Below are 24,078 nucleotides of genomic sequence, written 5' to 3'. Positions count from 1 at the left end.
GGCCCGCGACGCAGCCGCGAATGTCGGCGATCCCTCGCCCGAGCCGTTGGTCGAACTCGTCGCCGGCCACAACGTCACAGTGACGCCGCCAGCACGCCGCACGCTGTTGTGAACAGAGCCAGTCGTCAATGGATATCGGCCGCTTCGGGCTCGCCCCTTTGCGCATTGCCGAACACGCACCGCCGAACGAAGCGACGCCCGCACAGGACAGTCCCGCATCACCACCGCAAGCACCAGACTCCTCCCGTCCCAGGAGCGTGCCATGGACACCGCAGTCCGCCACCGAACGTCCGCAATCCTCACCGCCGTCGTGCTGACCGCCGCGCTCGTGCCACCGCCGCCGGTCTCCGCCGCCGTGTTGCCCTACCAGGACCCGTCCCTGCCGGTCGCCACCCGCGTGAGCGACCTGCTGTCGCGGATGAGTCTCGACGAGAAACTGGGCCAGATGACCCAGGCCGAACGCGGCTCGGTCGCCGCCGCCGACATCACCACCTACCGGCTGGGCTCGATCCTGTCCGGTGGCGGCTCGGCCCCCACCCCCAACACCGCGACCAGCTGGGCCGACATGTACGACGGCTTCCAGGCCGCGGCCCTGGCGACCCCGCTTTCCATCCCCATGATCTACGGCGTCGACGCCGTGCACGGGCACAACAACGTCGTCGGCGCGACGATCTTCCCGCACAACATCGGTCTCGGTGCGACCCGCGACCCGGCACTGGTCCAGCAGATCGGCCGTGCCGTGGCCGAAGAGGTGTCCGGCACCGGCATCGACTGGGACTTCGCGCCGTGCCTGTGCGTGGCCCGCAACGATCGCTGGGGCCGCACCTACGAGTCCTTCGGCGAGACCCCCGACATCGCATCGTCGATGACCACCGTCATCACCGGACTGCAGGGCAGCACGCTGGGCGGCCCGGCATCGGTGCTGGCCACGGCGAAACACTACGTCGGCGACGGCGGCACCGTCGGCGGCGACGACCAGGGCGACACGGCGCTGCCCGAAGCGCAGCTACGTGCGATCCACCTGCCGCCGTTCCAGGCCGCCGTGCAGCGCGGGGTCGGCTCGGTCATGATCTCCTACAGCAGCTGGAACGGCGTCAAGCTGCACGGCAACCAGTACCTGATCACCACTGTGCTCAAGGGTGAGCTGGGTTTTACCGGGTTCGTGGTCTCCGACTGGAACGGTATCGACCAGATCGACGGCCAGTCCGGCTTCACCGCCGCCGAGGTCAGCGCCGCGATCAACGCCGGTATCGACATGGTCATGGTGCCGACCGCCTGGAAGAACTTCATCACGCTGCTGCGGGCCGAGGTCGCCAACGGCCATGTCCCGCTGTCGCGCATCGACGACGCCAACCGGCGCATCCTGGCCAAGAAGTTCGAGCTCGGGCTCTTCGAACGGCCGATGACCGACCGCACCTACACCCCGACTGTCGGCAACGCGGCACACCGAGCCCTGGCCCGGCAGGCCGTCGCGCGCTCGCAGGTGCTGCTCAAGAACGCCGGCGGGGTGCTGCCCTTGGCCCGCGACGGCGGCAAGATCTTCGTCGCGGGCAAGAACGCCGACAACATCGGCCACCAGTCCGGCGGCTGGACCATCTCCTGGCAGGGCGGCTCCGGCGCCATCACACCCGGGACGACGATCCTTCAGGGTATCCGCGCCGCCGTCGGCCCCACCACGATCGTCACCTACAACCAGCGCGGCTCCGGCATCGACGGCACCTACCGGGCCGCGATCGCGGTCGTGGGGGAGACCCCGTACGCCGAAGGGCAGGGCGACCGCACCGGCAGCATGAGCCTGGACCGCGAAGACCTGCGGACCATCGACACACTGCGCAAAGCCGGCGTGCCGGTCATCGTGGTGCTCGTCTCGGGCCGACCGCTGGACATCGCCGCGAACCTGCCCGCCTGGAACGCGCTGCTGGCCGCCTGGCTGCCGGGTACCGAGGGTGGCGGCGTCGCCGACGTGCTCTTCGGAATCGTTCCGCCGACCGGGAAGCTGCCGATGACCTGGATGAATTCGGTGTCCCAACAGCCGATCAACGCCGGTGACGGGCAGACTCCGCTGTTCGCGCAGGGCTTCGGCCTGACGTACTGAATTCGCCGAGGCCGGTGCGGGGACGCCGCACCGGCCCCGGCCGACACCGGCTTCCCGCCGGAACAGGCATCAGCAGTCTGCACGCTCCACTGTGCTAGGCGAGCCGGGAGAAGCATATGTGGAACGCCCCGCCGGCTTGTGGCCGGCGGGGCGCAGGTAGCAGCGGGACAACTAGCAGTTCGGTGCGGAGGTTCCCACGGCGCAGACCACGCTCACGCCGGCCGAGGCCGTGCCGGAGGTTGCCGAGGCGTAGACCGTCTGGGTCTGCGCGTTGAACTTGGGGCCGAACATGTACTGGACCCCGGTGTAGCCGTAGGAGTTCACCGAGGTGAGCAGCGTTCCGGCGGTGTACACGGCCGGGTCGGTGGTGCCGAAGATCCACGGGCCGCCGGAGGAGCCGCCGCCCATGTTGCAGGCGACGCCCCAGGTCGGTGCCCCGTAGGGGTCGGCGGTCGTCGGGCCGGCGCAGTAGATGAGGTCGTTGCCCTTGTACTTGCCCTCGGCGGGATAGCCGAACGCCCACTTCGTGACGCTGTCGGCCACGCTGGCGGTGTTCAGGCCGTAGCCGCCGGTGGCGGCGTCGAGTTCGGCGGTGCCGGCGCCGGCGATGCGCAGCCCGACGCGGGCGAAGGCGTAGTCGACCCGGACGGTCTCGTCGGATCCGAATCCTGCGGGTACGAAGTCGTCGTGTGCGGTGAGCAGGTTCGCCCGCCAGCAGCCGTCTGCCCGGGTGTTGCAGTCGTAGCTGGGCTGGGCGTCGAAGTTCGGCAGGTACAGGAAGTTGTAGGACCAGCCGTCGTTGCCGTCGTAGACGCAGTGTCCTGCGGTGAGGACGATCGAGTAGCCGTTGCCGGTCGAGGAGTCGTTGACGACGCTGCCTGAGCAGATCCAGTCCGATCCGCCCGAGGAGAACAGGATCCGGCCGGAGCGCTGCTGGATCGCGCCGCCGTTGGCCCATGACGAGCCGGTGACCACGCCGCCTCCACCGCCACCGCCGGGCTTGGCGTGCGGAACCATCTTGCCGTCGTCGGTGCGGACGAAGTCGCGGAACTTCGCGTTGGCGATCCGCGCCGGAGTCCAGTAGGCCAGCACGCGGGCGTCCTCGGCGCGGTCGGCGGCCGTCCGGTCTGTGCCTGCGGCTGCGGCTGCGGTTCCGGTTCCCGGAAGCAGCAGCGACAGCATGAGTGCGCTGAGAAGGATGGGGATTCGTGAACGCATGCGAAAAGGCCTCCGACCTCGCAGGTTCCGTTGGGGTGCCCGCCATTCAAACGCACTGCGGATCGGCGAACAACAGCGATGATCGCAAATATCCGAATCGCGGGCCGATCTGGCTTTCCGGCGGTGGCGCTGTCGGGGGTCTGCGACGCGGTCGCGCCTGTGTGGACAGTCGAAGTGCCAAACAACGTCGCGGACCGCGACATCGACCCGGCGGGCCCACCTGGCCGCAGCGTGTGCGGTCGGCAATGGTTGGGGCCCGGATGTGAGGCACGGTTACGCAGGCGGCCGACATCGGTGTGACGGTCGGGGCCGCGGCCGGATAGACGCGGTGCCCGCCGGGTCTGCGCGCCGGTTCGGCGAGCAGGCCCCGGCGTTCGTAGTTGCGCAGCGTCTGCAGCTGGCGTGCGGGTGCTCGGGCCGCACCAGGTTCGGCGCATGCTGGTGACGAGTCTGCTGGATGATTGCTACGACGTGCACGAGGTCGCCGAGCGAATGGGCGACGCTGATGCGCTACTACACGCGGGTCAACGCGGTGCACCTCCAGCGGGCCGCCGACGATGCCGCGGAGATGGGCAGTCTGATCGTGACGTGGTCGTTGAGCTCGCCGGGGATCCTGGTGACGGCGCCGACCTGGTGGAAACCGGTCGGCATCGGCGGCGGCGCGGGCACTTGCTTGATCTTCAAGTCACCGCTGCGGGCCGCGGTTGGGTCCTTGTACGACTCACGGGCGTCTGTCACCGGCCGGCCGCGCCGGCGCCGCGTCTGGTGCCCAGTGGCCGGCGGCTGGCGACGACTCGGGGCAGATGTCGGGTCCGGTGGTGTCACGGGCTGGACCCAGGTCGCCAGCGCCAGGGGCGGCAGCATCCGGGGGGAGCGGTGGCGGCGTCGTCGGCGTACACCTCGCCAGCGGGGCGCTGTCGGCACCGCCTGCGTCGGCGGGCTGGTCCACCAGGATCCGGTGTCCCCGCACCGCCACCTCGTACGCCTCGCCGGACACGAACCTGACGTCCAACCCCGGTGTCTCGACCGTCGCAGTCGCCTTCTGCTCTGCCTGGACGCGCATGGCGGCTCTCCTTGTCGATGATCGGGCTGTCGCTCCTCCATCCGACACCCGCCAGAGCGCCAGCGGCAGAGCATCCGGGCCCGCCCTCCCGGGCCGTTGTACCCCCGGACGCGACGCCAGCAGCCTGACCTGTCCGGTCGGCCGTTCAGTGGCGTCCACGTAGTCTCGCCCAGAACCCGCGCGCGGGCTGGTCGGTCGATGTACCGCAGGCGCACCGCTGGGGCTTCGGCACGTCGGCGAGGACCTGCTCGATGTGCATCCCGCAGCCCCGGTACGTGGGTTTGCCGCACTTGCCGCAGACGGCACGCTGACACATGACGCTCTCCTCCGTGGATCTCGTGTCTCCGGTGGATAATACCCCAGGGGGTATATTCGGCCGCCGGTGGTCCCTCTTCGATGCTTGCTTGAAGGACCACCGGCGTATCGATGCCACCGTCGGCTGGCCGCCGGCGGCTGTGGAAGGGTCCTAACTGGCGAGTTGGCCGGCCAGGACGCCCACGCCCATGACCACCACGAACCAGCCGAAGGTACGGCGCAGCAGGGCGGGGTCGATCCGTCCGGCCAGCCTGCTGCCGGCGAAGCTGCCGAGGACGGCGACGGCGGTGACGGCGGCGGTCAGGCGCCAGTCGATGGTGACGCTGTGCAGGTATCCGGACAGCCCGGCGGCCGATTTCATCGCGATGACGAGCAGTGACGTGCCTACGGCGATGGGCATGGGCAGGCCGCCGAGCAGGACCAGGGCCGGCACGACGAGGAATCCGCCGCCGGCGCCGACCAGGCCGGTGGCCAGTCCGACGGCTGCGCCTTCGGCCAGGATCTTGGCCACGGGCAGCGGCTGGTCGTGGCGCGGGTCCGGTGCGGTGTTGCCGGGCCGTGATCGGAGCATCGCGACCGCGGTGATCAGCATCATCACTGCGAAGGCGATGAGCAGCACGGTGCCGGGGATGTACTGGGCGACCCGGCCGCCGGCGTAGGCGCCGGCCATGCCGGCCGCGCCGAACAGTGCTCCGGTGCGCCATTGCACCCGGCCCGCACGGGCATGCGGGACCAGTGCGACCGCGCTGGTCACCCCGACCACTACCAGTGACATGGCGATCGCCGACTTGGGTTCGACTCCGGCGAGGTAGACCAGCACCGGTACGGTGAGGATGGAGCCGCCGCCGCCGAGCAGTCCCAGGGTCACGCCGATGGCGACCGAGGCGGCCAGGGTGAGGGCGAGCGCGGCGGTCACCGGGCGGCCCTGTCGCGCAGCCGGGCGACGGCATGCCCGGCGTCGGTGCTGTTGCGGGGCCGGTTGTAGGGCAGCTTGGACAGCATCATGCCCATGGCGCAGGTGTCGGTCAGGGCCGCGAAGGTCAGCCCTGCGCCGATGAGTCCGGCCACGTACCGTGCTGCGGGCAGCCAGATGCTCGCGACGACCGCGGCGAGCACGATGCCTCCGGCGGCCAGGCGCACCTGGCGTTCCAGGGACCAGCGCTGGTGGCCGCGGACCACGGGTGCGCCTGCGGCGATCCAGGCGTTCATGCCGCCGGTCATGACGGTGGCACCGGTGGCGCCGGCGGCGGCGAGTCTGGTCTGGCACTGCCCGGCGCGGTTGCCGGATTGGCAGACGATGACCATGGTGCCGCCGGCGGCGGCGACGATGTGCTGCAGGTGCGCGTCGACCTGGTCGAGGGGCAGGTTGATCGAGCCCGCGATGTGCGCGCTCTCGTACTCGCCGGGTGTGCGTACATCGACGAGCAGTACGTCGGGGTTGGCGGCGATCAGTGCCCGGGTGGACACGATGTCGATGGCGGCGGATGTGGTCGGGGTCATGACAGTTTCCTTCGCGGGTTGGCGGTCAGCGGGTCAGGGCGGCGGCGACATCAGGCACGCCAGCGCCGTTAAGCGCCACGGGCTGGTAACCCGCACGCAGCAGTAGCGTCGCGGCGATGGCGGCGCGGCGGCCGGAGCCGCAGGCGACCAGCACCGGGCGGTCGCGGTCCAGCTCGGCGGGGATGCCGTCGGTGATCAGGTCGGGCAGGAACCGCCGCACCGCACCGTTTAGGCCCGCGGACGCCTGCTCGCTGGGCATGCGCACGTCGAGCACCTGTGCGTCGGCGGCGGCGACGCGCTCGAGGAAGGTCGCCAGGTCGGCCAGCTCGAAGCGAGTGGTGGCCGCCTCGCCGAGCTCGAACACCACTCCGGCCACGCTGTCGATGCCGATCTGTGCCAGCTGCGTGACCGCATCAGCGACGTCCTGGCCGCGTTCGGCGACCAGCACGATCGGCTCCTGATACGGCAGCAGCCAGCCGGCCCAGGAGCCGAAGTCGGTGCCCAGCTCGATGCCGACCGCACCGGGCAGGTGCCCCGCGGCCAGCGCGGCGCGGGGTCGGATGTCAACCACATGGGCCGTCGCGGGGATCTCGGCGGGGGCCAGCTCGGGCAACGTGAGCGCGGGCATGGGCGGCACGCCGAGCGTGTTCGCCGGGCCCATGTGCTGGTAGAAGGCCGGGATGGGCATCGGCTCGGCCATCAGCCGCTGGGCGAAGGCCTCGGCATCGCCGATGGCCAGCAGCGGGTTAGTGTCGACCTCGGCGCCGATGGTGGAGGTGTAGCGGCCGGCGCCGCTGGACGTGCAGAACGAGCCCTCGCCGTGGGTAGGCAGCAGCTCTACGTCGCGGGGCAGTGCCGCCAGCCGGTGCAGCGAGCCGTACTGCAGCTTCGCCAAGGTACGGGCGCGGGGCCGGCCGAGCAGGTCAGGCCGGCCCGCGGAGGCGACCAGGAGGCTGCCGCCGGAGAACACGGCTACCGGTTCGCCGTCGATGAGCACCAGGTAGCTGGTGTGCTCGGGAGTGTGGCCCGGGGTGTGGATCGGCCGCAGGCTCAGTCCCTGCTCACCCTTGATGTCCTCCAGGTGGAACGCCTGTGTGTGTGGGTAGGCGGCGGCGGCCGCTGCGGGCAGGACCAGCTCGGCGCCGGTGCGCAGGGCGGCCTGCTCGCCACCGGAGACGTAGTCGTTGTGCAGGTGCGTCTCCAGCACGAACCGCAGCGCCACGTCGCGCTCGGCGGCTGCGGCCAGGAACCGGTCGATGTCGCGCTGCGGATCGACGAGCACGCCCTGACCCTCGTGGGTCAGCAGGTAGGTCTGGTCGCCCAGACCGGGCGTACGGAACGAGATGATCTCCACTTTTCACTCCTTCTCTATACCCCCGGGGGTATATTTCTTTGACACTTCGGCAGGCAAAATACCCCCGGGGGTATCTTCCGAGCCGGAAGAAGCCGACACCGGGGCCGGTGTCGGCTGAAGGATCAGGCGAGGGCCAGGAACAGCTTCTCGAGCTCATCCTCGTTCATCGGCGGCTGCTCGCCGCGCTCACGGGCGCGCTGGCAGTGCCGAAGGCCGGACGCGACCAGCTTGAACCCGGCCCGGTCCAGGGCCTTGGACACGGCGGCGAGCTGGGTGAGCACCTTCTCGCACTCATCGCCGTCCTCAATCATCGAGATCACGCTGGCCAGCTGGCCCTGGGCGCGCTTGAGCCTGTTGAGGGCATCGCCAGCGAGTGCTTCGTTGAGCTGCATAGCCCAAACATACCCCCGTGGGTATAGCGCGGCAAACCTAGAGCGCTACCACGCTCACAGCTGGGACAGGCGCTGGTTGTCAACGATGCGACGCTGTGCCGCTTCATGACGTGAGTCGCCCGACGTGGCCGCACCACGGCACGGGCGGTTCCTACATCGCTCTGCCGACCGGGTTTCTACGTCGACAACGGCAACCAGCTTCCGCTATGGGACCGGCTGCCCCAGCTGGACTACTGGCTCGCGCCGGCCTTGGTGGGCGTGCCGTTGATCTGGTGGGCGCTCGGCCGCTACCACGCCGGCATCAGCACGAGACCACCGAACTCGCTAGCCGCCGCGTCGTGTGCCAAGGCGTGCCCCCCAAATCCGCCAACAGCCCTCCCGCCATAGGACCGCTCTCATATCGTGAGCTGGGGTTTCGTCGAGGCGGAGGGAGCCGATCATGCCTCGCAAGCAGAGCCACGCCACGATCATGCAACAGGGCGTCACCCACGCGCTGGAATGCCACCGCATCTGCGAAGAAACGATCACCCACTGCCTGCAGGCGGGCGGTAAGCACGTCGAGGCCGCGCATATCCAGCTGCTCACTGACTGCGCCGACATCTGCCGCACAGCGGCCGATTTCATGGTGCGGGGCAGCGAGTTCCACCCGGCGGTCTGCGCGGTCTGCGCCGACGTGTGCGAACGGTGCGCGATCGACTGCGAGCGCTTCAGCGGTGATGAGCAGATGGCCAAATGCGCAAAGGCATGCTGCGAATGCGCGCAGTCGTGCCGGCAGATGGCAGGCGCGCTGGCGTGAGCCTGCCAGCCTGCCTCACGGCCAGTGGTCGCTGCGGGGCCACGGCTCGCGACGGGCTCGCCCCGCCGACGGCCACAGCACGCCCCGACGCAGCAGCGGCCGGCGCGCAGCGACAGGACTGAATCGCCGGTGACCGAGAACTTGCCGAACCTGCAGCACCCGAGATTCGCGCGGTTCTACACACGCATCAGCACCCTGGCCGAAGCCCACGGCGCCGCCGCGCACCGTACCCGGCTGCTGGCCGGACTCACCGGATCCGTGATCGAGGTAGGGGCCGGCAACGGACTCAACTTCGCGCACTACCCGGCCGGCGTGACCGGTGTTCTGGCTGTCGAACCCGACGACACGCTACGCGAACATGCACAGCGGGCGGCACGCCACGCGCCTGTAGTGGTGGACGTCGTCGCCGGGCACGCCGATGCCCTGCCCGCCGCCGACGCGGTCTTCGACGCGGCCGTGACCTCGCTCGTCTTGTGCACCGTGCCCGACCCCGGGCACGCGCTGGCGGAGATCCGCCGTGTGCTGCGCCCCGGCGGTCAGCTGCGCTTCTACGAGCACGTCCGCTCCGACGAACCGGCGCTGGCCTGGCTGCAGGACAGGATCGCGCCGCTGTGGTCGCGGCTGGCCGGCGGCTGCCGACCCAACCACGACACCGAAACCGTGATCAGCGTCAACGGGTTCACGATCGACACCTGCGAGCGGTTCGGGTTCAGCCCTGCCCCAGGCATCCCCCGCTTTGCCCACATCCTCGGCAGGGCTCGACCGCGCGCCGACAGCGGTCGATGACTGACGTTTGGCTTTGTTCGCGCAGTTGAGGCATCAGTGTCGCTGAGTTGGGCGCCGGCGGGATCTGACGGAAGCTGGCTCTGAGCGAGGCCGCCGTGGATTTCACATGCGGTGCGGGTGACGCGACGCGAGACGGGCAAGCAGTTGGGCGTACGGTGCCCGAGGATGGCTCGGTCAGACCGCGGGGTCTGGTACGCGAAAGGGCGGATCCATCTGCCTGGACCAGGTCCGAGCAGCCACCTTCGGTCTCGTCAGCTGGTGGGGCTGGGTGTCGCTCCCAGCATCTGGCGCATCTGCTGGATCTGAGCGGTCTGGCTGGCTTGGATCTTTGCGGCGAGCTGCTTGACGGCCGGGTTGGCGCCACCGGCGATCTCGGCCTTGGCCATCGCGACCGCGTCCTCGTGGTGGGCGATCATCATCTGCAGGAACATCTGGTCGAACTGCTCGCCGGTCATGTTCTGCATCTGGCCCATGTCGGGCATCGGTCCCATCGACGGCATCATGCCGCGGCCCATCGGCGGCGACATCGACGGCAGTGCCATGCCGGGCCCCATCGACGGCACGGGCTTGCCCCACTGCTGCAACCAGGCGCTCATCTGCTCGATCTCGGGCTTCTGCTCCTGCTCGATCTCGACGGCGAGCTGCTTGACGTCGGCGTCGGCGGCCTTCTGGGCGGCCATCTGGGCCATCATCAGCGCCTGCTGATGGTGCGGGATCATCTGCTGGAGGAACTGCACGTCGGTGTCGTTGAACTGCTGTGTCGGGCTCGGCTGCGCCACCGCAGGCACCGGTGCGCTCTGCGTGGTCTGCGTGCCGGCGCAGCCGACCACGGTGCTCGCGGTGATCAGCGCTGCGGTGAGCGCCACGGTGCGAACGGCGTGACGCATGTCTGCCTCCCAGGGACGAGTCGCCTCGACAACCCTAAGTCCGAAAAGGGCTCATAGGTGGGGATATGCGTCAACTGGTGCGGCGCCGGTGGTGACCGGGCGGGCAGCCGCACGGTGCCGGTTGGTGGTACCGGCACCGTGCGGCGCGTGGCCGGTCAGGTCTGTAGCGCGTGGACGGCCTGGTATCCGGCGGCGGTGATCGCTGCGGCGATGACGGCCGGGTCGAGGCCGTCGTCGGCGGTCACGACGGTGCGGCCTTTGCGGACGCTGGTCTCGGCCCGCTGCACGCCGGGGACCTCGTCTTCGAGGGTCTCGTCGATGAGCAGCCCGCAGCTGGCGCAGTGCATCCCGCTGACGGTGAAGACGTAGGTGGTGCTCATGAGGTCTGCTCCGTGACGGTCAGGCGGCCGGTGTACATGCCCATGCCGCAGGAGTACCCCAGCGGGCCCGGCTTGAGGACGCCGAGGTCGATGCGGGTGTCGCCGTTGACGGGAAGGATCTTCTCGACGTTGAGGCTGGGAATGACGAACGACCGCACGCAGCCCTGCGCCTTGTCCGAGCGCACGATCAGCGTCGTGGGCAGCCCGGCAGCCACTTCAAGATTGGCCGGGGTGTAGGCGCCGGTGACCGCGCTGACGATCACCGTCTGGTGGCCGGCCTCGACACTGACCCGGGGTCCGGTGACCGCCGCGGGGGCGTCGCCGGTCAGGGCGAGGGCGTAGGCGATCTGGCTGGCCGCGACCGGGGAGCCGGACAGTTCCAGGCCGCCGTTGAGGGTGTAGGCGCCCAGGGCCAGGATCAGCACGCCGGTCGCGACGGCCAGGCGCTTGGCCCAGGTGCCGGCGGCACGGCGGGCACGGGCGGCGGCGAAGCCGAGCACGGTGAACAGCGGCGCGGTCCCCACCACGAACACGGCCATGATCAGCGCGCCCTGCCACGGCGACCCGGACGCCACGGCCAGGGCCATGACCGACAGCGTCACCCCGCAGGGGATCAGGACGCTGGCCACGCCGAGCACGGCCGGAGCGAGTGCGGACTGCGAGCGGGCGCGGCCGCGTACCAGCCGGGTCCAGGAGGCCGGGGGAGTGAAGGTCAGGCCCTGGAACGCCTTGACGCCCACCTGGCCGAGGCCCATGGCGATGATCAGCAGCCCGGCGCCGATCTGGACCATGGCGCGCAGGTGCATGCCGAGCTGCACCGCCGTGCCGAGGGCGCCGAGCAGGGCGCCCAGCAGGGCGTGGGAGGCGAGTTTGCCGACCAGGAACCCGCCGACGGGGGCGAGGTCGTCACCGACGCCGGCTTGCGCGACCGCAGCCGCACGGCGAGGGCTGGGGCCGGTGGTGACGGGTTGGCGCTGGCGGGATACCAGGCCGGCCAGGAGGCCGCCCTGCACCGCGGCGCACGACACGCCGCCGGCGAGCAGGCCGAGCAGTAGCACGGAGAAAAGACTTGTCGACACGGTGGAATGAAGCCTTTCGCAAGAAGGAGGAAACCAGCGGCACGACATCCACATCAGTGGATGCATGGGGGCGGGTTTCTCCTACGTGCGCAGGATGCACAACTGTGCGAGGGTCGCCGCGCGGGGCAGCGGCCCGACAGGGCGCACCAGAGCCTGGCCGGCCCGTCGCAGCGGCGTCAGCACCCGAGCCGGTTGGGCCAGCAGCAGCAGCGCTGCGGCGATCGCAGCCAGCACGCTCATGCACGCCACGGCCAAGCTGCTGTGCCCGCCGCCGTCGGTGGGCTGGTCACCGTGCCCGGTACCGGCCGGGTGCCCGTCGTGGCCTGCGTCGGCTGCCATCGCCGCCGGCATCAGCAGCGGGGCCATGTCGTCGGTGCACTGCCACGACTGCCACAGCCCGAGCCCTGCCAGCAGCAGCGCGACGAGCGCGACACGCAGCGGCATCGCCGCTCGTCGGGTCGCGCTGTGCTGCATGGCCACAGGATACGGGGTGCGTCCGGCCGCGCTCTGCCGCTGCCGCTGCCGCTGCGCCAGACGGATCAGCGTGCATCGGCTGGGGCGGTCGCGGCGATGCGACGACCAGGCGGCTGCACATGCGGGACCAGCCGCTCCGGTGGGTCGGCGACCCCGGGCCCGCCTGCGGCGATCCAGTCGACGACGGCCTGGGTCAGCGTCGCGTCGAGGATGCGTCCGAGCCAGGTGACCCGGCCGCCGGCGGCACGGCCGGCAGGGCTGGGCAGCACCACGATCGTGTTGCTGCGCTCGCAGTTGCCCAGGCAGCCGGTGACCGCCAGGTCGACGCCCGCAGCGGCGCTTAGCTGGTCGACCTGCTGCCGGTGGTCGGTGTCGGGATGTTTGTCGGTCGTGCCGCAGCAGCAGCCGCGGCACAGCACGACCCGGCAGGTGCCTGCCGCAGGGATGGGGGAGGACATGCGGAGTGTGGCCTTCCGGGCGGGGTGCGCCGGTGGCACCGCCCGGACTCGGGCGTCGCCACCGGCGCTGTGTGGTCAGGGGCGTGCGGTGACGGTGTCGTGGGCACGGCCTCATTCTGTGGGGTGATCCTCCTGCGCACCGCTTGGACGGTCGGGATCGCTTGGTCGCGCGACCAAGGCGTGGCCACACCGATCAGCCGGTCATGATCGCGTACCACGGCCATCGAAGCATGATCGAACCGGTGGCCCCACAGCGACGCGAGCACGGTGTGCACGGGCCTGCCGGCGCGGCGATCAGCACGTTTCGCCTGGCGTGCCGCGCGATGAAGCCAATAGTTGGCCAGCCTTCGGTCCGGCGGTCACCGGAGCGTCGCATGTCGCCGTGCTCACGAGTCGACTGTGCATCTCGACCGGGCGACATGGACGCAAATGTGCCACGCCGGCTCGCTGTCGCGTGTGCCGTCTTCGGGCAGCCCGTGACCAGGGAGACTTGGCTGGCCCGGGTCGTTTGGCCCTGGCCGGCGGCGGCGGGCAGAGCGATGCTGGACGCGTGATCGTGGCTGCCGTGCCACTGGGCGATATATGCCCTATTAGGCGGAACATTGCTCTTGCCCTGAGTCTGCCAGGGCCATGGTCATGACCGCATCCACCGCTGTGCAGCCGGGCACGTCGGCGCCGCTGGAGGTGGCGGCGGTCGCCGCGCTGCCTGCGGCCGACGTGCTGCGGCGGTTGGACGCCAGCGCGCAGGGTCTGACCAGTGCGCAGGTCAGGCAGCGGCTGGCCCAGTACGGGCCGAACGCGGTGTCGACGCATCGGGCCAGGGCGCTGGTGGTGCTGTGGCATCAGGTCCGTTCGCCGCTGCTGGGGTTGCTGCTGGCCGCTGCGCTGGCGTCGGTGTTCTTCGGGCAGGGCACCGATGCGCTGATCATCGGGGTGATCGTGGCGGCGTCGGTCGGGCTCGGCTTCGTCAACGAGTACCGGGCGGAGAAGGCCGCCGAGGCGCTGCATTCGCAGATCCGCGACGACACGCTGGTGATACGCGATGGCGGGCCCGTCGAGGTGGAGGTGACCGGCCTGGTCCCGGGCGATGTGGTCGACCTGCGGCTGGGCGATGTCGTCCCGGCCGACCTGCGGCTGCTGCACGTGGCCGGGCTGGAGTGCGACGAATCGATCCTGACCGGCGAATCCCTGCCGGTAGGCAAGGACATCGGTGTGACGCCCGAGGGCGCCGGCCTGGCCGACCTGTCCGGGTGTGCGCTGATGGGCACCGTCGTGCACGCCGGCGGCGGCCGTGGCGTGGTGGTGGCGACCGGCGCACGCACCCAGTTCGGGCGTATCGCCGCCGGGCTGTCCGGCCACCAGACCGAGACCGAGTTCCAGGTCGGGCTGCGGCGCTTCTCCATGCTGCTGGTGTATGTCGCCGCCGCCCTCACCGTGTCGATCTTCGCCATCAACGTGGCACTCGACAAGCCGATACTGGACGCGCTGCTGTTCTCGCTGGCGATAGCGGTCGGCATCACCCCGCAGCTGCTGCCCGCGGTGGTCTCCACCAGCCTCGCCGCCGGATCACGGAAACTCGCCGCCCGCAAGGTCCTGGTCAAACGCCTCGTCTGCATCGAGGACCTCGGCGACATCGACGTGCTGTTCACCGACAAGACCGGCACGCTGACCCGCGGCCGGATCAGCTTCATGCGGGCCGTGCCCGCCGACCCCGCCGGTGGGGACCTGCCGCTGCGGTGGGGGCTGCTGGCCAGCGACACCACCGCGGCCGGAGGGCATACCGTCGGCGGCAACCCCCTGGACGCCGCGCTCTGGAGCTCCCCGGCGGCGGACACCGCGCACGACGCGATCGCGGACTTCCAGAGGCTGTCGGTGCTGCCGTTCGACCACGACCGGCAGATGACCTCCGTCCTCGTCCGGGACCGCGACGGTACTCAGACCGTGGTCGTGAAAGGCGCCCCTGAGGCCGTGCTGCAACGCTGCACCGACGTGCCTGCGACGGCACAGGAGGCGCTGGCGGCCGAGTTCAGCGCAGGAAACCGTGTCATCGCCGTGGCCGCGAAACCCGCGGCCGGGCTCGACGTGGTGACCGCCGCCGACGAGAAGGACCTGCACTATGCCGGGTTGCTGGTCTTCCTCGACCCGCCCAAACCAGACGCCGCCCGAGCCCTGGCCCGCCTCGCCGCTCTCGGCATCACCGTCAAAGTGGTCACCGGCGACAACCCCACCGTGGCCGCCAAGGTCTGCCACGACCTCGGCCTGCCCGACGGCCACACCTTGACCGGCACGGACGTCGACGCCCTCGACGACACCGGTCTCGCGGCAGCGATCGCCACCACGTCCGTGTTCGCCCGGGTCAGCCCCGAACACAAGGCACGCATCGTACGGGTGCAGCGCCTCACCGGCGGCGATGTCGCGTTCCTCGGCGACGGCGTCAACGACGCGCTCGCCCTGCATGCCGCCGACGTCGGGATCTCCGTAGACTCCGCCACCGACGTCGCCAAGGACGCCGCCGACGTGATCCTGCTGGAGAAGGACCTCGATGTCCTAGCCGACGGCGTCGTCGAAGGTCGGCGGATCTTCGCCAACACCATCAAGTACGTGCTGATGGGCACCTCCAGCAACTTCGGCAACATGTTCTCCGCCGCCGGCGCCTCCCTGTTCCTGCCGTTCCTGCCGATGCTGCCCTCGCAGATCCTGCTCAACAACCTGCTCTACGACACCAGCCAGCTGGCCATCCCGACCGACAACGTCGACGAGGAGCAGTTGCGCCGACCCTCGCACTGGGACATCCGGTTCATCCGCCGGTTCATGCTCTACTTCGGGCCGTTCAGTTCCGTGTTCGACTTCGCCACCTTCGCGATCATGCTGTCGGTGTTCCACGCCGGGCCCGCGCTGTTCCACACCGGCTGGTTCGTGGAGTCCCTGGCCACCCAGACGCTGATCATCTTCGCCATCCGTACCCGCCGGACGCCGTTCTACCGCAGCCACCCCAGCCTCCCGCTGACTTTGGCCGCGCTGGGCGTCGTCGCCGTCGGAGCCGTCCTGCCCGCCACGCCGATCGCTGCCGTGCTGGGATTCCAGCCCTTGCCCGCCGGATACTTCGCCGCACTGGCCGGCATGGTCGTCTGCTACCTGAGCCTGGTCGAGGTCGGCAAGCGACTCTTCTACCGTGCCGCCGGACCCACCGCGGTCACCAAGACGCCCACCATGCAACGCCACCAACGCCGCCGCGCCACCCGGTTCCGCACCCGCAAGGAACCACAGGAACACCGCCGCACCCAGACCACCACGCCGCAGCACGCTACGCAGAGCAAACCCGCGCAGAGCCAGGTCGGCCGCTAGGGACTTCGGGCGGGGCCGGGGTCCCCCTCCCCCCGCCTGCGCACCGTTGGCCGGCGGACGGCTTGTCCCGGTCGGACTCCTCGGCGGACTCGGCATCCTGCTTGGTCGCTGCACGGCGCCGACGGCGTGCTCGGGAGGGCCGTACACATTGTGGAGCGCGAGCGGGTTGACGCCGGTGTTGCGGAAGTTGTGCCTGGTGCCGGCGGGCACGGCCACCGGTTCGCCCTGTGCCACCTGCGTGGTCTGGCCGTCCATGTCCGCCTTGCCGCCGCCGCTGACGGAGGTGAGGAGATCTGGTCGGTGTGGTCGTGCGTCGCGCAGGCCGTCTCGTGACGAGTCGTCGTCGTGCCCGGCGTACCAGCTCACCCAGTTCGGCCACGGGCCACCGCATCGGGGCAGACGTGCCGTGCCCCGCCGGGGATCTGAAGGCCCTGCGCTGTTCTGGGCCGGCCTATAGCTGGGGTGCTTCGGGAGGCAGCGAGGTGACGCGACTCATGAGGGCGTGCAGCGCCTCGATGACGATCCTGCGGTCGTAGGTCAGCACGGCGTCGTAGAGCTGCTCTTCGCCGTCGGCGCGCCCGGCCTCGACGTGGCGGGCGAGCATCGCGGCGGCGAAGTGGCTGCCCACTGCGATGAGGGCGCATTCGTCCAGCAGTGGGTCGGTGTCGGGCAGCGGCACGATGTGGACGTCGGCTCCGAGGGGAGCCAGCGGTTCCCGGCCGAAGACGGCCACGCCGACGCCGCGTTGCGCTATGTGGTTGTAGGTCTTCCAGGCCCGGTCGTCGAAGGGTGTGGTCTTGGAGACTGCGGCGAACAGGATGCGTACGGCGTCGGTGTGCAGGGCCATGTCCTCCAGGAGGGCGCACAGGGGCACGAGCATGTGCTGGCTCATCGGTAACGTCTGGGCGCGACCGCGGATCGCTGCGAACGGGGTCGCGGCAGATTCCGGGTACGGGGTGACAAGGGGGAGCGGGTCGGGGGACAGGTCGACGGTGGTCGGCAGTTTTCCGGGTCTGCCGAACAGCCAGCCCTGGCCGAGGGTGGCGCCCATCGCGCGGGCGGCGTCGAGGTGTTCGGTGGTCTCGATGCCCTCGCACAGCAGTGCGGCGCCGGTCGTCTGGGCTTCCACTTTCACGGAGTTGAGGACGTATGTGCGTGCCCACGATGGTTCGATGCCCTGGGTGATGCTCCGGTCGATCTTGATCACGTCCGGTGCGAGGACTGAGATCATGTTCAGGCTGAACGGGTCGACGCCGACGTCGTCGATCGCGATCCGGCGGCCCTGCTGACGGAACGCGGCCACCGCGTGCAGGATGGACGCGGGGTCGCCGCCCCGGCGTTCGGTTATCTCCAGGACGAGGTTCAGTTCCCGCAGCGCACGCCGGTAGGTGGGTTGCAGGTCGGCCGGGCAGGCGGTGCCGAGCGAGCTCGGGTTCACGTTCAGGAACAGGGGAACGTGGCGCAGGCCGAGGTCGAGAACCTGGGCGCAGGCGGCGACACCGCAGATCCAGTCAAGATCGATGGTCATGCCACGACGTGCGGCCTCAGCGAAAAGCGCTGTCGGAGAGTGGTAGCGACTGCCGTCGGGGCCGCGGGCCAGTGCCTCGAATCCCACCGGCCGCCCATCGTTGAGCGAGACAACCGGCTGAAATACTGGATAAACAGCGCGGGCAGCGACTATGGCGTCGAAGTCGTCACTTGCCATGGACACGGCTCGCATCCCGGCCCCCAGACGTTCGCGTCGTCGATTATTGATCTTAGCGCGGCAGGGCTTCGATCGGCGGCAAGCACCCTGGCCCGACATAGCGACAGCGCGTGAGCCCATCAGCTTCGAACGCCATCAGCGCGGACGGCCGTGTGGTAGCAGCACCGGCCTCCGCCGTGGCGGTTGTGCGGCCTGCGGCTCGGATGGCGTGGCGACATCGTCGGAGGTGCGCCGCAGCGTGTCGTCGATCATCCTCGACCGATACCAGCGCATCGGCGGTTGGGGTTCCCGGTGCTGACCTTCCCAGCAAGCTGGCCATCGCCCATCACGTGGTCTTCGGGGATGTGAGGCGACACCAGCGCAGGCAACCACAAATACATCAAACCGATTTGATGTATCCTGGCGGAGTGGTGCGTGAATCGTTCGACGAGGTACCGGAGTTCGTGCGGGCAGCGGGCCACCCCCTGCGCTGGCAGATCATCGGCGAACTGGCCACCAGCGACAGAAACGTACGCGATCTGACCGCGCGGGTCCGCCGGCCCCAGAACCTGGTGTCATACCACCTCGGCCAGCTGCGCAAAGCCCGCCTGATCAACGGCCGGCGCAGCAGCGCCGACGGCCGCGACACCTACTACCGGCTCGACCTCGCCCGGTGCAGCGAACTGCTCGCGGCCACCGGAGGTGCGCTGCATCCCGTGCTACGGCTGACTCCACCGCCGGCGCCCCCGCAGGCGGACCGCGATGGCGCGCGGGTGCTGTTCCTGTGCACCGGCAACAGCTCCCGCTCCCAGATGGCCGAGGCATTCCTGCGCCATCGCGGCGGTGCCACGGTGTCCGCCTACAGCGCGGGCAGCCATCCGAAACCCGTTCATCCCCATGCGGTCGCGGCGATGGCCGAATACGGCATCGACCTCACCGGGGCGCAGTCCAAACACCTGGACATCTACGCCGACCAGACGTTCGGCCAGGTCATCACCCTATGCGACCGCGTCCGGGAAGTGTGCCCGGAATTCGGCGGATGTCCGCCTTCCGCACACTGGAGTACTCCCGATCCGGCGGGCGATCCCGACGGCTACCCAGCCTTTCAGCGGGTGGCTGCCGAACTGGCCGAGCGGGTCGACTTTCTGCTTCACGCGTTGGCAGTCCCGCCACTTCAGGAGGAGTCATGAACAGTCCGGCCGAGGCGACCGTCCACGTCCGTTACATGGTCGACGACGTGCAGGCAGCCATCGACTTCTACACCACACACCTCGGTTTCACCGTCGGCACCGCGTTCCCGCCGGCGTTCGCCGACGTGCGGCGCGGCAACCTGCGGCTGCTGCTGTCCGGACCGACAAGTTCGGCAGGCCGTCCCATGCCCGACGGCAGGACTCCAGCCCCGGGCGGCTGGAACCGCATCCACCTCATCGTCGACGACATCGCCGCCGAAGCCGATCGGCTGCGCGGCGCCGGGGTCAGCTTCCGCAACGACATCGTCACCGGCCCCGGCGGTCAGCAGATCGTGCTCGACGACCCGGCCGGCAACCCGGTCGAGCTGTTCCAACCTGCCTGACCCGCCCACGCGCCGATCACGAGCCGACTGCCGTGGCAGCCCTCATCGCCGGCGACTCAGTGAGCAGGACGCGGACCAGGCCGCCGGCGGCGATGTACCAGGCGTTGTTCAGGTCGAGCCGTTGAAGGCTCAGGCGTCCTCGTCGGCGATGGCACCGGGAGCCCGGCTGGTCGCGGTGGCCGGTCCGTCGGCGTTGCGGCGCACCACGTCGACCATGCGCAGCAGCTCGACCGGCACGGGGAAGATCAGCGTCGAGTTGCGTTCGGCGCTGACCTCGACCATCGTGCCGAGCACCCGCAGCTGCAGCGCGGCGGGGTGGTCCTCCATCAGCTGCGCGGCGCGGGCCAGGTCGGTTGCCGACTGGTACTCGCCCTGGGCGTGGATGACCTTTGCGCGGCGCTCACGTTCGGCTTCGGCTTGGGCGGCCATGGCGCGTCGCATGGTGTCGGGCAGCTCGACGTCCTTGATCTCCACAAGGGTCACCTTGACGCCCCACGGACTGGTGACCTCGTCGACGATGCGCTGCAGGCGCTGGTTGATCTCGTCACGCTTGGTCAGCAGCTCGTCCAGGTCGACCTGGCCCAGGATGCTGCGCAGCGTGGTCTGGGCGATCTGGAACGTGGCGTTGGTGTAGTTCTCGATCACCACCACGGACGAGACCGGGTCGATGACGTTGAAGTAGGTCACCGCGTTGACCCGTACGGTCACGTTGTCGCGGGTGATGATGTCCTGCGGCGGGATCTCCATGGTGACGGTGCGCAGCGATACCCGTACCACCCGGTCCACGACGGGGATGATGAAGAACAGGCCTGGGCCCTTGGCGCCGATCACCCGGCCCAGCCGGAAGATCACCCCGCGCTCGTACTCGGGGAACACGCGTACCGAGGCGAAGAACAGCAGCACCGCCACCGCCACCGCGATGATCAAGGCGATGAGCGACTCATTCATGGGGAACCTCTCCTTCGCCCGGGTCTGGGCCGGCACGGTGGTCGACCGGTTCGACGAGGAGCCGCAGCCCGTCCATGCCGACCACCCGCACCTGCTGGCCGGGCCGCAGCGGTGCGCCGTCGGCGGACTCGGCCGCCCACCAGGCGCCTTGCAGGTGGACGTCGGCACCGCCGTCCATCGCGGCGGTCACCGGCGCGGTGGCGCCGATGAGCGTGCCGGCGCCGGACACGGGCGGGCCGCGCCGGGCCCGCCACGCCAGCCGTCCCGCGATCATCGAGCCGGCGCCCACGATCAGGGCGGTCGGCACGAGCACGGCCGGATTGACCCGCAGGGTGCCCTCGAACAGGAACACTCCGGCCAGCACGAGCGCGATCGCGCCGCCGGCGGCGAACACGCCGATCCCGGGGGCGAAAAGCTCGGCGGCGAACAGGCCTGCCGCCAGAGCCAGCAGCGCCAGTCCGGCCACCGACACCGGCAGGACGCTGAGCGCGAAAAACCCGAGGATCAGCAGGATCACGCCGATCGCGCCGCTGAACCCGTGCCCTGGCGCTGCGAGCTCGTACATGACGGCGAGGGTGCCCAGCGACAGGAACAGGAACGCCAGGGTCGGGTCGGCGAGCACCCCGAGCAGCTGGCGTGCCCATCCGGGTGCGTAGTCGGTGACCGTGGCGTCGGCAGTTCGCAACGTCACCGTGCTGCCGTCGGCGAGGGTGACCGCGCGGCCGTCGAGAGAGCTCAGCAGCGCCGGCCGGTCGGCTGCGATCAGATCCACCGCGCCGAGGCGCAGGGCTTCGGTCGCGGGCACGGCCCGCCCCTGGCGCACGGTGTCGACGGCGAAACCGGTGTCGCGTCCGCGCTCGGCGGCCACCGACTCGGCGAACGCCGCCGCGTCGTTGATCACCTTGTCGCTGGCCTTCTGGCCGGTCTGGGCGTCGACGGGGGTGGCCGCGCCGATGGTGGTTCCGGGCGCCATCGCCGCGATGTGCGCCGCGAACGTGATCAACGTGCCGGCCGAGGCGGCACGGGCACCCGGCGGACTGACGTACACCACGACCGGGACCTTCGCCGCGAGCAGCGCCTGCACGATGTCGCGCATCGACGTGTCCAGGCCGCCTGGTGTGTCCAGTTCCAGGAGCAGGGCCGGTGCGTTGCGGTCTTCCGCTTGGCGTACCGCGTCGGTGACGTAGCCGGCGGCGACCGGGGTGATCGGGCCGTCCACGCGGACCGCCAGCACCTCATCAGACGCCGCCCGCGTTGGTGCAGGATAGAAGGACACCAGCGCGAGCGTTGCCAGCGCTAGAAGCAGCAGCCCGATGGATTTCATGGCACTCACTTCGATCATGCGCTGCGGTTGGACCGCCGGCAACACGCATGAGGCAGGCTTGCCGCAGGCACTTCTGCGATCGGCCCTGGCCGCGGGCTCGAGGCAGTCGTGCCGCCGGGCCGTACCGCTGCTCGCCGATCGGCTCGCCAGCTGGCACGTCGCAGGCATCCCTACTGCGACCGCTCCGAACTGGCCGCCGGCTGCTGCTCTTGCTCCTGCACCGCCGCGGTTCCCACGTAATGCCGACGAGATGATCGCTTATCGTCGGGCAGGACCTGGACCTGGAGCTGGCCGAGGGCCGTCCGGTCATCGTCGAGAAGGTCGCCGCGATCGCCGCCTCGCGCGACCCCGCGATCAGCGAGCCGACGTCGGCGGTATGTACCGCGCTCGGCCGCACCGGTGGCTTCTTCGACCTGCTGGCGATCCCAGTCGCCGCCGGTGTGCTCTACACGAGCCTCGGGATCCTTCTACAGCCGCAGTGGGCGGCGCTGCTGATGAGCGCCTCCACCATCATCGTCATTTTCAACGCCGCTCCGGCTGCGCCGACACACCCCTCCCGCGTAGCCGCCCGCCCGTACGCCCGCCACGACGGCGGCTGTCGGCTGAAGCGGGTAAGAGATCTTTTAGAGGCTGATGTGGGCCAAACAGAAAGCTCGCCGCCAGCGTGCCTAGCGTCAAACCATGACGTCTTCAGTGCAACCAGCCTGGCCGATCACCTCGGACTTGACGATGCTGTCTGAGCAGACCCTTCAACAGTTCCGCGACCCACCCAGGTCATGACGCGGTTGGCCGCGCCGGTGACGCTGGGCCGCGCACCGCGCCTGGTCGGGGATTTGATCCACACCGCATCGCTCACACGAACCTCACTTCGCCTGTGTCCAGGTCGTAGACGGCGCCTGCGACGTACAGCTGTCCGTTCCGTGCCCGGCTGCCGATGACCGGGCTGCGGTGCAGGTAACGGATCTGCAGCGCGATGTTGGCCCGGACTGCGTTGGCAACCAGGTCGCCTGGCCTGCCGAGGGCCGCTTCCACGGCCGGGCGAAGATGCTGCACGAGGATGCTGATGTGGTCGGGCACGGCGGTGGCGGTGAGTGCTCCGGCGGCGGCGGCGACCGCACCGCAGCGTTCGTGGCCGAGGACCACGATCAGGGATGGCTGAAAGTGTTCCAGTGCGTACTCGATACTGCCGGTGACGAGGTCGTCGGCGATGTTGCCGGCGACGCGGTTGTCGAACATGTCGCCCAGTCCCTGGTCGAAGAGGATCTCCGGAGCGACTCGCGAGTCTGCGCAGCCGAGCGATATGACGAACGGCCGCTGGCCGGAGGCGAGCAGGTGCTGCCGACGGGGCTGCTGGTGGGGGTGGCGGGTTCGGCCCTCGACGAACCTGCGGTTGCCCTCGGCCAGCCGGGCCAGCGCTCGCGAAGCGGTGCGTGGTGCGTTCCAGGGGGCCGGGCTGGGCGAGCAGAGGGTGGGCAGCGCCAGCGGCAGTCCCGCTGCCAGCAGTGCACGTCTGCGCATGATGTCTCGTCCTTGCGCTGTGGGTGATGCCGTGTGGTGCGCCTGCCGATGTTCCTTCTTCGGCCGTGTAGGCGGCTGCGTGCCGGGTCACTCGTGAACTGCGTCGGGCGCGCTGTCGGGAGCCGGGGCGGTGGTATCGGCGCCGATGATCTGCCGAGCCAGCGGGCAGATCCGGGTGATCAGCATCCCGCCATGGTGAGGCTGGGTTTCGAGGAACCCGGCGACCTGCAGAGCTGCCAGGGCGGCCTTGATCCGGTCAGCAGGCTCGCCCAGGTCGGCGGCGCAGGCGTACGGGTCGACGGTGAGGCGGCCGCAGTCATACGCGGCGACGACCTTGATGAGCAGCGGTCGCTGCAGCTGGCTCCACAGCCTCTCCATGCCGGATCTAACGAATCTCTGGCCGTTTGACGAATGCCACGACAGCACCCAGTGTGGTGACAAGAATCACACAACTTGCGCATACTGTACAGCCAGCAATTGAAAAGGTGTTCAATTGCGTAACCGTTCATCGTGTGGTTGGGGCTGCGACGTGGGTGTGCCGCTGTACGAGAGCAAGGCGGAGTTCTTCCGGACCTTGGGCCATCCGGTGCGCATCCGGGTGCTCGAGTTGCTCGGCGACGGGCCGATGGCGGTGCGGGACCTGCTCGCCGACGTGGCGATCGAGCCGTCGAGCCTGTCGCAGCAGCTGGCCGTGCTGCGCCGGGCCGGGATCGTCGTGTCCTACCGCGAAGGCGCGGCGGTGATGTACGCGATGTCGGGGCCGGACGTGGCCGAGGTGATGGGGGCCGCGCGTCGTTTCCTGACCGCGATGATCGCCGGGCAGAGTGAACTGCTGGAGGAGCTGCGCGACACCGGGGCTGCGGCGGTGGCACCGTGACCGTCGTGGCGG

The 24,078-nt window shown here is 69.8% G+C and carries 24 protein-coding genes and 1 pseudogene; 7 read left to right on the top strand and 18 right to left on the bottom strand.

Annotated elements, in window-relative coordinates; genetic code table 11:
• Positions 1-262: 262 nt before the first annotated feature.
• Complete coding sequence (locus AB0B35_RS28795; RefSeq protein ID WP_361050965.1) at positions 263-2,095, top strand: glycoside hydrolase family 3 protein; 1,833 nt, start codon at positions 263-265, stop codon at positions 2,093-2,095.
• A 171-nt stretch (positions 2,096-2,266) separates the two neighbouring features.
• On the opposite strand, the gene AB0B35_RS28790 is transcribed toward AB0B35_RS28795, so the two are convergent.
• From AB0B35_RS28790 to AB0B35_RS28760, 7 genes are all read right to left on the bottom strand, one after another.
• Entirely contained in the window at positions 2,267-3,313 is a 1,047-nt protein-coding gene (locus AB0B35_RS28790) for a hypothetical protein (protein WP_361050962.1), read from the bottom strand.
• A 46-nt stretch (positions 3,314-3,359) separates the two neighbouring features.
• Entirely contained in the window at positions 3,360-3,851 is a 492-nt protein-coding gene (locus tag AB0B35_RS28785) for a MerR family DNA-binding transcriptional regulator (RefSeq protein ID WP_361050959.1), read from the bottom strand.
• Positions 3,827-3,997, bottom strand: a complete 171-nt coding sequence (locus AB0B35_RS28780) for a hypothetical protein (protein ID WP_360537588.1) — start codon at positions 3,995-3,997, stop codon at positions 3,827-3,829. The genes AB0B35_RS28785 and AB0B35_RS28780 overlap by 25 nt, the downstream gene beginning before the upstream one ends.
• An 845-nt stretch (positions 3,998-4,842) precedes the next feature.
• Entirely contained in the window at positions 4,843-5,607 is a 765-nt protein-coding gene (locus AB0B35_RS28775) for a sulfite exporter TauE/SafE family protein (protein WP_361050956.1), read from the bottom strand.
• Complete coding sequence (locus AB0B35_RS28770) at positions 5,604-6,191, bottom strand: rhodanese-like domain-containing protein (protein WP_361050953.1); 588 nt, start codon at positions 6,189-6,191, stop codon at positions 5,604-5,606. Before AB0B35_RS28770 ends, AB0B35_RS28775 begins: the two co-directional genes overlap by 4 nt.
• A gap of 25 nt (positions 6,192-6,216) precedes the next feature.
• Positions 6,217-7,545 (bottom strand): rhodanese-like domain-containing protein, encoded by a 1,329-nt coding sequence (locus AB0B35_RS28765; protein ID WP_361050950.1) that lies wholly within the window; start codon positions 7,543-7,545, stop codon positions 6,217-6,219.
• Positions 7,546-7,667: 122 nt separating this feature from the next.
• The gene (locus tag AB0B35_RS28760; protein ID WP_144128087.1) at positions 7,668-7,937 is read right to left on the bottom strand and encodes a metal-sensitive transcriptional regulator; all 270 of its coding nucleotides are present in this window, start codon (positions 7,935-7,937) and stop codon (positions 7,668-7,670) included.
• Between the two features lie 439 nt (positions 7,938-8,376).
• Here AB0B35_RS28760 and AB0B35_RS28755 point away from each other — a divergent pair, with 439 nt between their 5' ends.
• Both AB0B35_RS28755 and AB0B35_RS28750 read left to right on the top strand, forming a co-directional pair.
• Positions 8,377-8,733, top strand: a complete 357-nt coding sequence (locus AB0B35_RS28755; protein WP_361050947.1) for a four-helix bundle copper-binding protein — start codon at positions 8,377-8,379, stop codon at positions 8,731-8,733.
• A 129-nt stretch (positions 8,734-8,862) separates the two neighbouring features.
• The gene (locus AB0B35_RS28750; RefSeq protein WP_360537600.1) at positions 8,863-9,519 is read left to right on the top strand and encodes a methyltransferase domain-containing protein; all 657 of its coding nucleotides are present in this window, start codon (positions 8,863-8,865) and stop codon (positions 9,517-9,519) included.
• 251 nt (positions 9,520-9,770) lie between these two features.
• Here the strand turns inward: AB0B35_RS28750 and AB0B35_RS28745 are convergent, their stop codons facing one another.
• The 5 genes from AB0B35_RS28745 to AB0B35_RS28725 form a co-directional block, all read right to left on the bottom strand.
• Positions 9,771-10,406, bottom strand: a complete 636-nt coding sequence (locus AB0B35_RS28745; RefSeq protein ID WP_361050945.1) for a DUF305 domain-containing protein — start codon at positions 10,404-10,406, stop codon at positions 9,771-9,773.
• A gap of 155 nt (positions 10,407-10,561) precedes the next feature.
• Complete coding sequence (locus AB0B35_RS28740; RefSeq protein ID WP_361050942.1) at positions 10,562-10,786, bottom strand: cation transporter; 225 nt, start codon at positions 10,784-10,786, stop codon at positions 10,562-10,564.
• Complete coding sequence (locus tag AB0B35_RS28735; RefSeq protein ID WP_361050940.1) at positions 10,783-11,865, bottom strand: sulfite exporter TauE/SafE family protein; 1,083 nt, start codon at positions 11,863-11,865, stop codon at positions 10,783-10,785. Before AB0B35_RS28735 ends, AB0B35_RS28740 begins: the two co-directional genes overlap by 4 nt.
• Before the next feature lie 81 nt (positions 11,866-11,946).
• Positions 11,947-12,339, bottom strand: a complete 393-nt coding sequence (locus AB0B35_RS28730) for a hypothetical protein (RefSeq protein ID WP_361050937.1) — start codon at positions 12,337-12,339, stop codon at positions 11,947-11,949.
• Between the two features lie 65 nt (positions 12,340-12,404).
• Positions 12,405-12,797 (bottom strand): (2Fe-2S) ferredoxin domain-containing protein, encoded by a 393-nt coding sequence (locus AB0B35_RS28725; RefSeq protein WP_361050934.1) that lies wholly within the window; start codon positions 12,795-12,797, stop codon positions 12,405-12,407.
• Positions 12,798-13,433: 636 nt separating this feature from the next.
• On the opposite strand from AB0B35_RS28725, the gene mgtA reads away from it, so the two are divergent.
• Complete coding sequence (gene mgtA, locus AB0B35_RS28720; protein WP_361050931.1) at positions 13,434-16,142, top strand: magnesium-translocating P-type ATPase; 2,709 nt, start codon at positions 13,434-13,436, stop codon at positions 16,140-16,142.
• Between the two features lie 201 nt (positions 16,143-16,343).
• Here mgtA and AB0B35_RS28715 read toward each other — a convergent pair.
• Positions 16,344-16,397 (bottom strand): annotated as a pseudogene (locus AB0B35_RS28715) (hypothetical protein); the annotation flags it as partial.
• A 196-nt stretch (positions 16,398-16,593) separates the two neighbouring features.
• On the bottom strand, positions 16,594-17,847 hold the full coding sequence (locus AB0B35_RS28710) for an EAL domain-containing protein (protein WP_361050999.1): 1,254 nt from the start codon (positions 17,845-17,847) through the stop codon (positions 16,594-16,596).
• 407 nt (positions 17,848-18,254) lie between these two features.
• Between AB0B35_RS28710 and AB0B35_RS28705 the strand changes: the two genes are divergently transcribed.
• Together AB0B35_RS28705 and AB0B35_RS28700 are read left to right on the top strand one after the other, a co-directional pair.
• Positions 18,255-19,016: an ArsR family transcriptional regulator gene (locus AB0B35_RS28705; RefSeq protein WP_361050928.1), complete on the top strand. Its 762-nt coding sequence runs from the start codon at positions 18,255-18,257 to the stop codon at positions 19,014-19,016.
• The gene (locus AB0B35_RS28700; protein WP_361050925.1) at positions 19,013-19,399 is read left to right on the top strand and encodes a VOC family protein; all 387 of its coding nucleotides are present in this window, start codon (positions 19,013-19,015) and stop codon (positions 19,397-19,399) included. Before AB0B35_RS28705 ends, AB0B35_RS28700 begins: the two co-directional genes overlap by 4 nt.
• Before the next feature lie 129 nt (positions 19,400-19,528).
• Here AB0B35_RS28700 and AB0B35_RS28695 read toward each other — a convergent pair whose 3' ends face one another.
• The 4 genes from AB0B35_RS28695 to AB0B35_RS28680 form a co-directional block, all read right to left on the bottom strand.
• Positions 19,529-20,347, bottom strand: coding sequence for a slipin family protein (locus AB0B35_RS28695; protein WP_360537510.1), 819 nt, complete (start codon positions 20,345-20,347; stop codon positions 19,529-19,531).
• Positions 20,340-21,671 carry a nodulation protein NfeD gene (locus AB0B35_RS28690; RefSeq protein WP_361050922.1) on the bottom strand — a complete coding sequence of 444 codons (1,332 nt, stop codon included), beginning with the start codon at positions 21,669-21,671 and terminating at the stop codon, positions 20,340-20,342. The genes AB0B35_RS28695 and AB0B35_RS28690 overlap by 8 nt, the downstream gene beginning before the upstream one ends.
• Positions 21,672-22,523: 852 nt before the next feature.
• Positions 22,524-23,189, bottom strand: a complete 666-nt coding sequence (locus tag AB0B35_RS28685; RefSeq protein WP_361050919.1) for a carbonic anhydrase — start codon at positions 23,187-23,189, stop codon at positions 22,524-22,526.
• Between the two features lie 87 nt (positions 23,190-23,276).
• Positions 23,277-23,567 carry a hypothetical protein gene (locus tag AB0B35_RS28680; RefSeq protein ID WP_360537516.1) on the bottom strand — a complete coding sequence of 97 codons (291 nt, stop codon included), beginning with the start codon at positions 23,565-23,567 and terminating at the stop codon, positions 23,277-23,279.
• A 151-nt stretch (positions 23,568-23,718) separates the two neighbouring features.
• Between AB0B35_RS28680 and AB0B35_RS28675 the strand changes: the two genes are divergently transcribed.
• Entirely contained in the window at positions 23,719-24,066 is a 348-nt protein-coding gene (locus AB0B35_RS28675) for a metalloregulator ArsR/SmtB family transcription factor (RefSeq protein ID WP_361050916.1), read from the top strand.
• Positions 24,067-24,078: the final 12 nt, after the last annotated feature.

The organism is Catellatospora sp. NPDC049133, assembly GCF_040648455.1.
Lineage (GTDB): Bacteria > Actinomycetota > Actinomycetes > Mycobacteriales > Micromonosporaceae > Catellatospora > Catellatospora aurea.
This window is presented reverse-complemented; position numbering and strand designations above follow the sequence as displayed.

Excerpts from the sequence above, each read along its gene's own strand:
- AB0B35_RS28690 (WP_361050922.1), bottom strand. The coding sequence starts at position 21,671 with ATGAAATCCATCGGGCTGCTGCTTCTAGCGCTGGCAACGCTCGCGCTG.
- AB0B35_RS28790 (WP_361050962.1), bottom strand. The coding sequence starts at position 3,313 with ATGCGTTCACGAATCCCCATCCTTCTCAGCGCACTCATGCTGTCGCTG.
- AB0B35_RS28770 (WP_361050953.1), bottom strand. The coding sequence starts at position 6,191 with ATGACCCCGACCACATCCGCCGCCATCGACATCGTGTCCACCCGGGCA.
- AB0B35_RS28725 (WP_361050934.1), bottom strand. The coding sequence starts at position 12,797 with ATGTCCTCCCCCATCCCTGCGGCAGGCACCTGCCGGGTCGTGCTGTGC.
- AB0B35_RS28755 (WP_361050947.1), top strand. The coding sequence starts at position 8,377 with ATGCCTCGCAAGCAGAGCCACGCCACGATCATGCAACAGGGCGTCACC.
- mgtA (WP_361050931.1), top strand. The coding sequence starts at position 13,434 with ATGACCGCATCCACCGCTGTGCAGCCGGGCACGTCGGCGCCGCTGGAG.
- AB0B35_RS28685 (WP_361050919.1), bottom strand. The coding sequence starts at position 23,189 with ATGCGCAGACGTGCACTGCTGGCAGCGGGACTGCCGCTGGCGCTGCCC.
- AB0B35_RS28710 (WP_361050999.1), bottom strand. The coding sequence starts at position 17,847 with ATGGCAAGTGACGACTTCGACGCCATAGTCGCTGCCCGCGCTGTTTAT.
- AB0B35_RS28795 (WP_361050965.1), top strand. The coding sequence starts at position 263 with ATGGACACCGCAGTCCGCCACCGAACGTCCGCAATCCTCACCGCCGTC.
- AB0B35_RS28695 (WP_360537510.1), bottom strand. The coding sequence starts at position 20,347 with ATGAATGAGTCGCTCATCGCCTTGATCATCGCGGTGGCGGTGGCGGTG.
- AB0B35_RS28760 (WP_144128087.1), bottom strand. The coding sequence starts at position 7,937 with ATGCAGCTCAACGAAGCACTCGCTGGCGATGCCCTCAACAGGCTCAAG.
- AB0B35_RS28740 (WP_361050942.1), bottom strand. The coding sequence starts at position 10,786 with ATGAGCACCACCTACGTCTTCACCGTCAGCGGGATGCACTGCGCCAGC.
- AB0B35_RS28745 (WP_361050945.1), bottom strand. The coding sequence starts at position 10,406 with ATGCGTCACGCCGTTCGCACCGTGGCGCTCACCGCAGCGCTGATCACC.
- AB0B35_RS28700 (WP_361050925.1), top strand. The coding sequence starts at position 19,013 with ATGAACAGTCCGGCCGAGGCGACCGTCCACGTCCGTTACATGGTCGAC.
- AB0B35_RS28730 (WP_361050937.1), bottom strand. The coding sequence starts at position 12,339 with ATGCAGCACAGCGCGACCCGACGAGCGGCGATGCCGCTGCGTGTCGCG.
- AB0B35_RS28680 (WP_360537516.1), bottom strand. The coding sequence starts at position 23,567 with ATGGAGAGGCTGTGGAGCCAGCTGCAGCGACCGCTGCTCATCAAGGTC.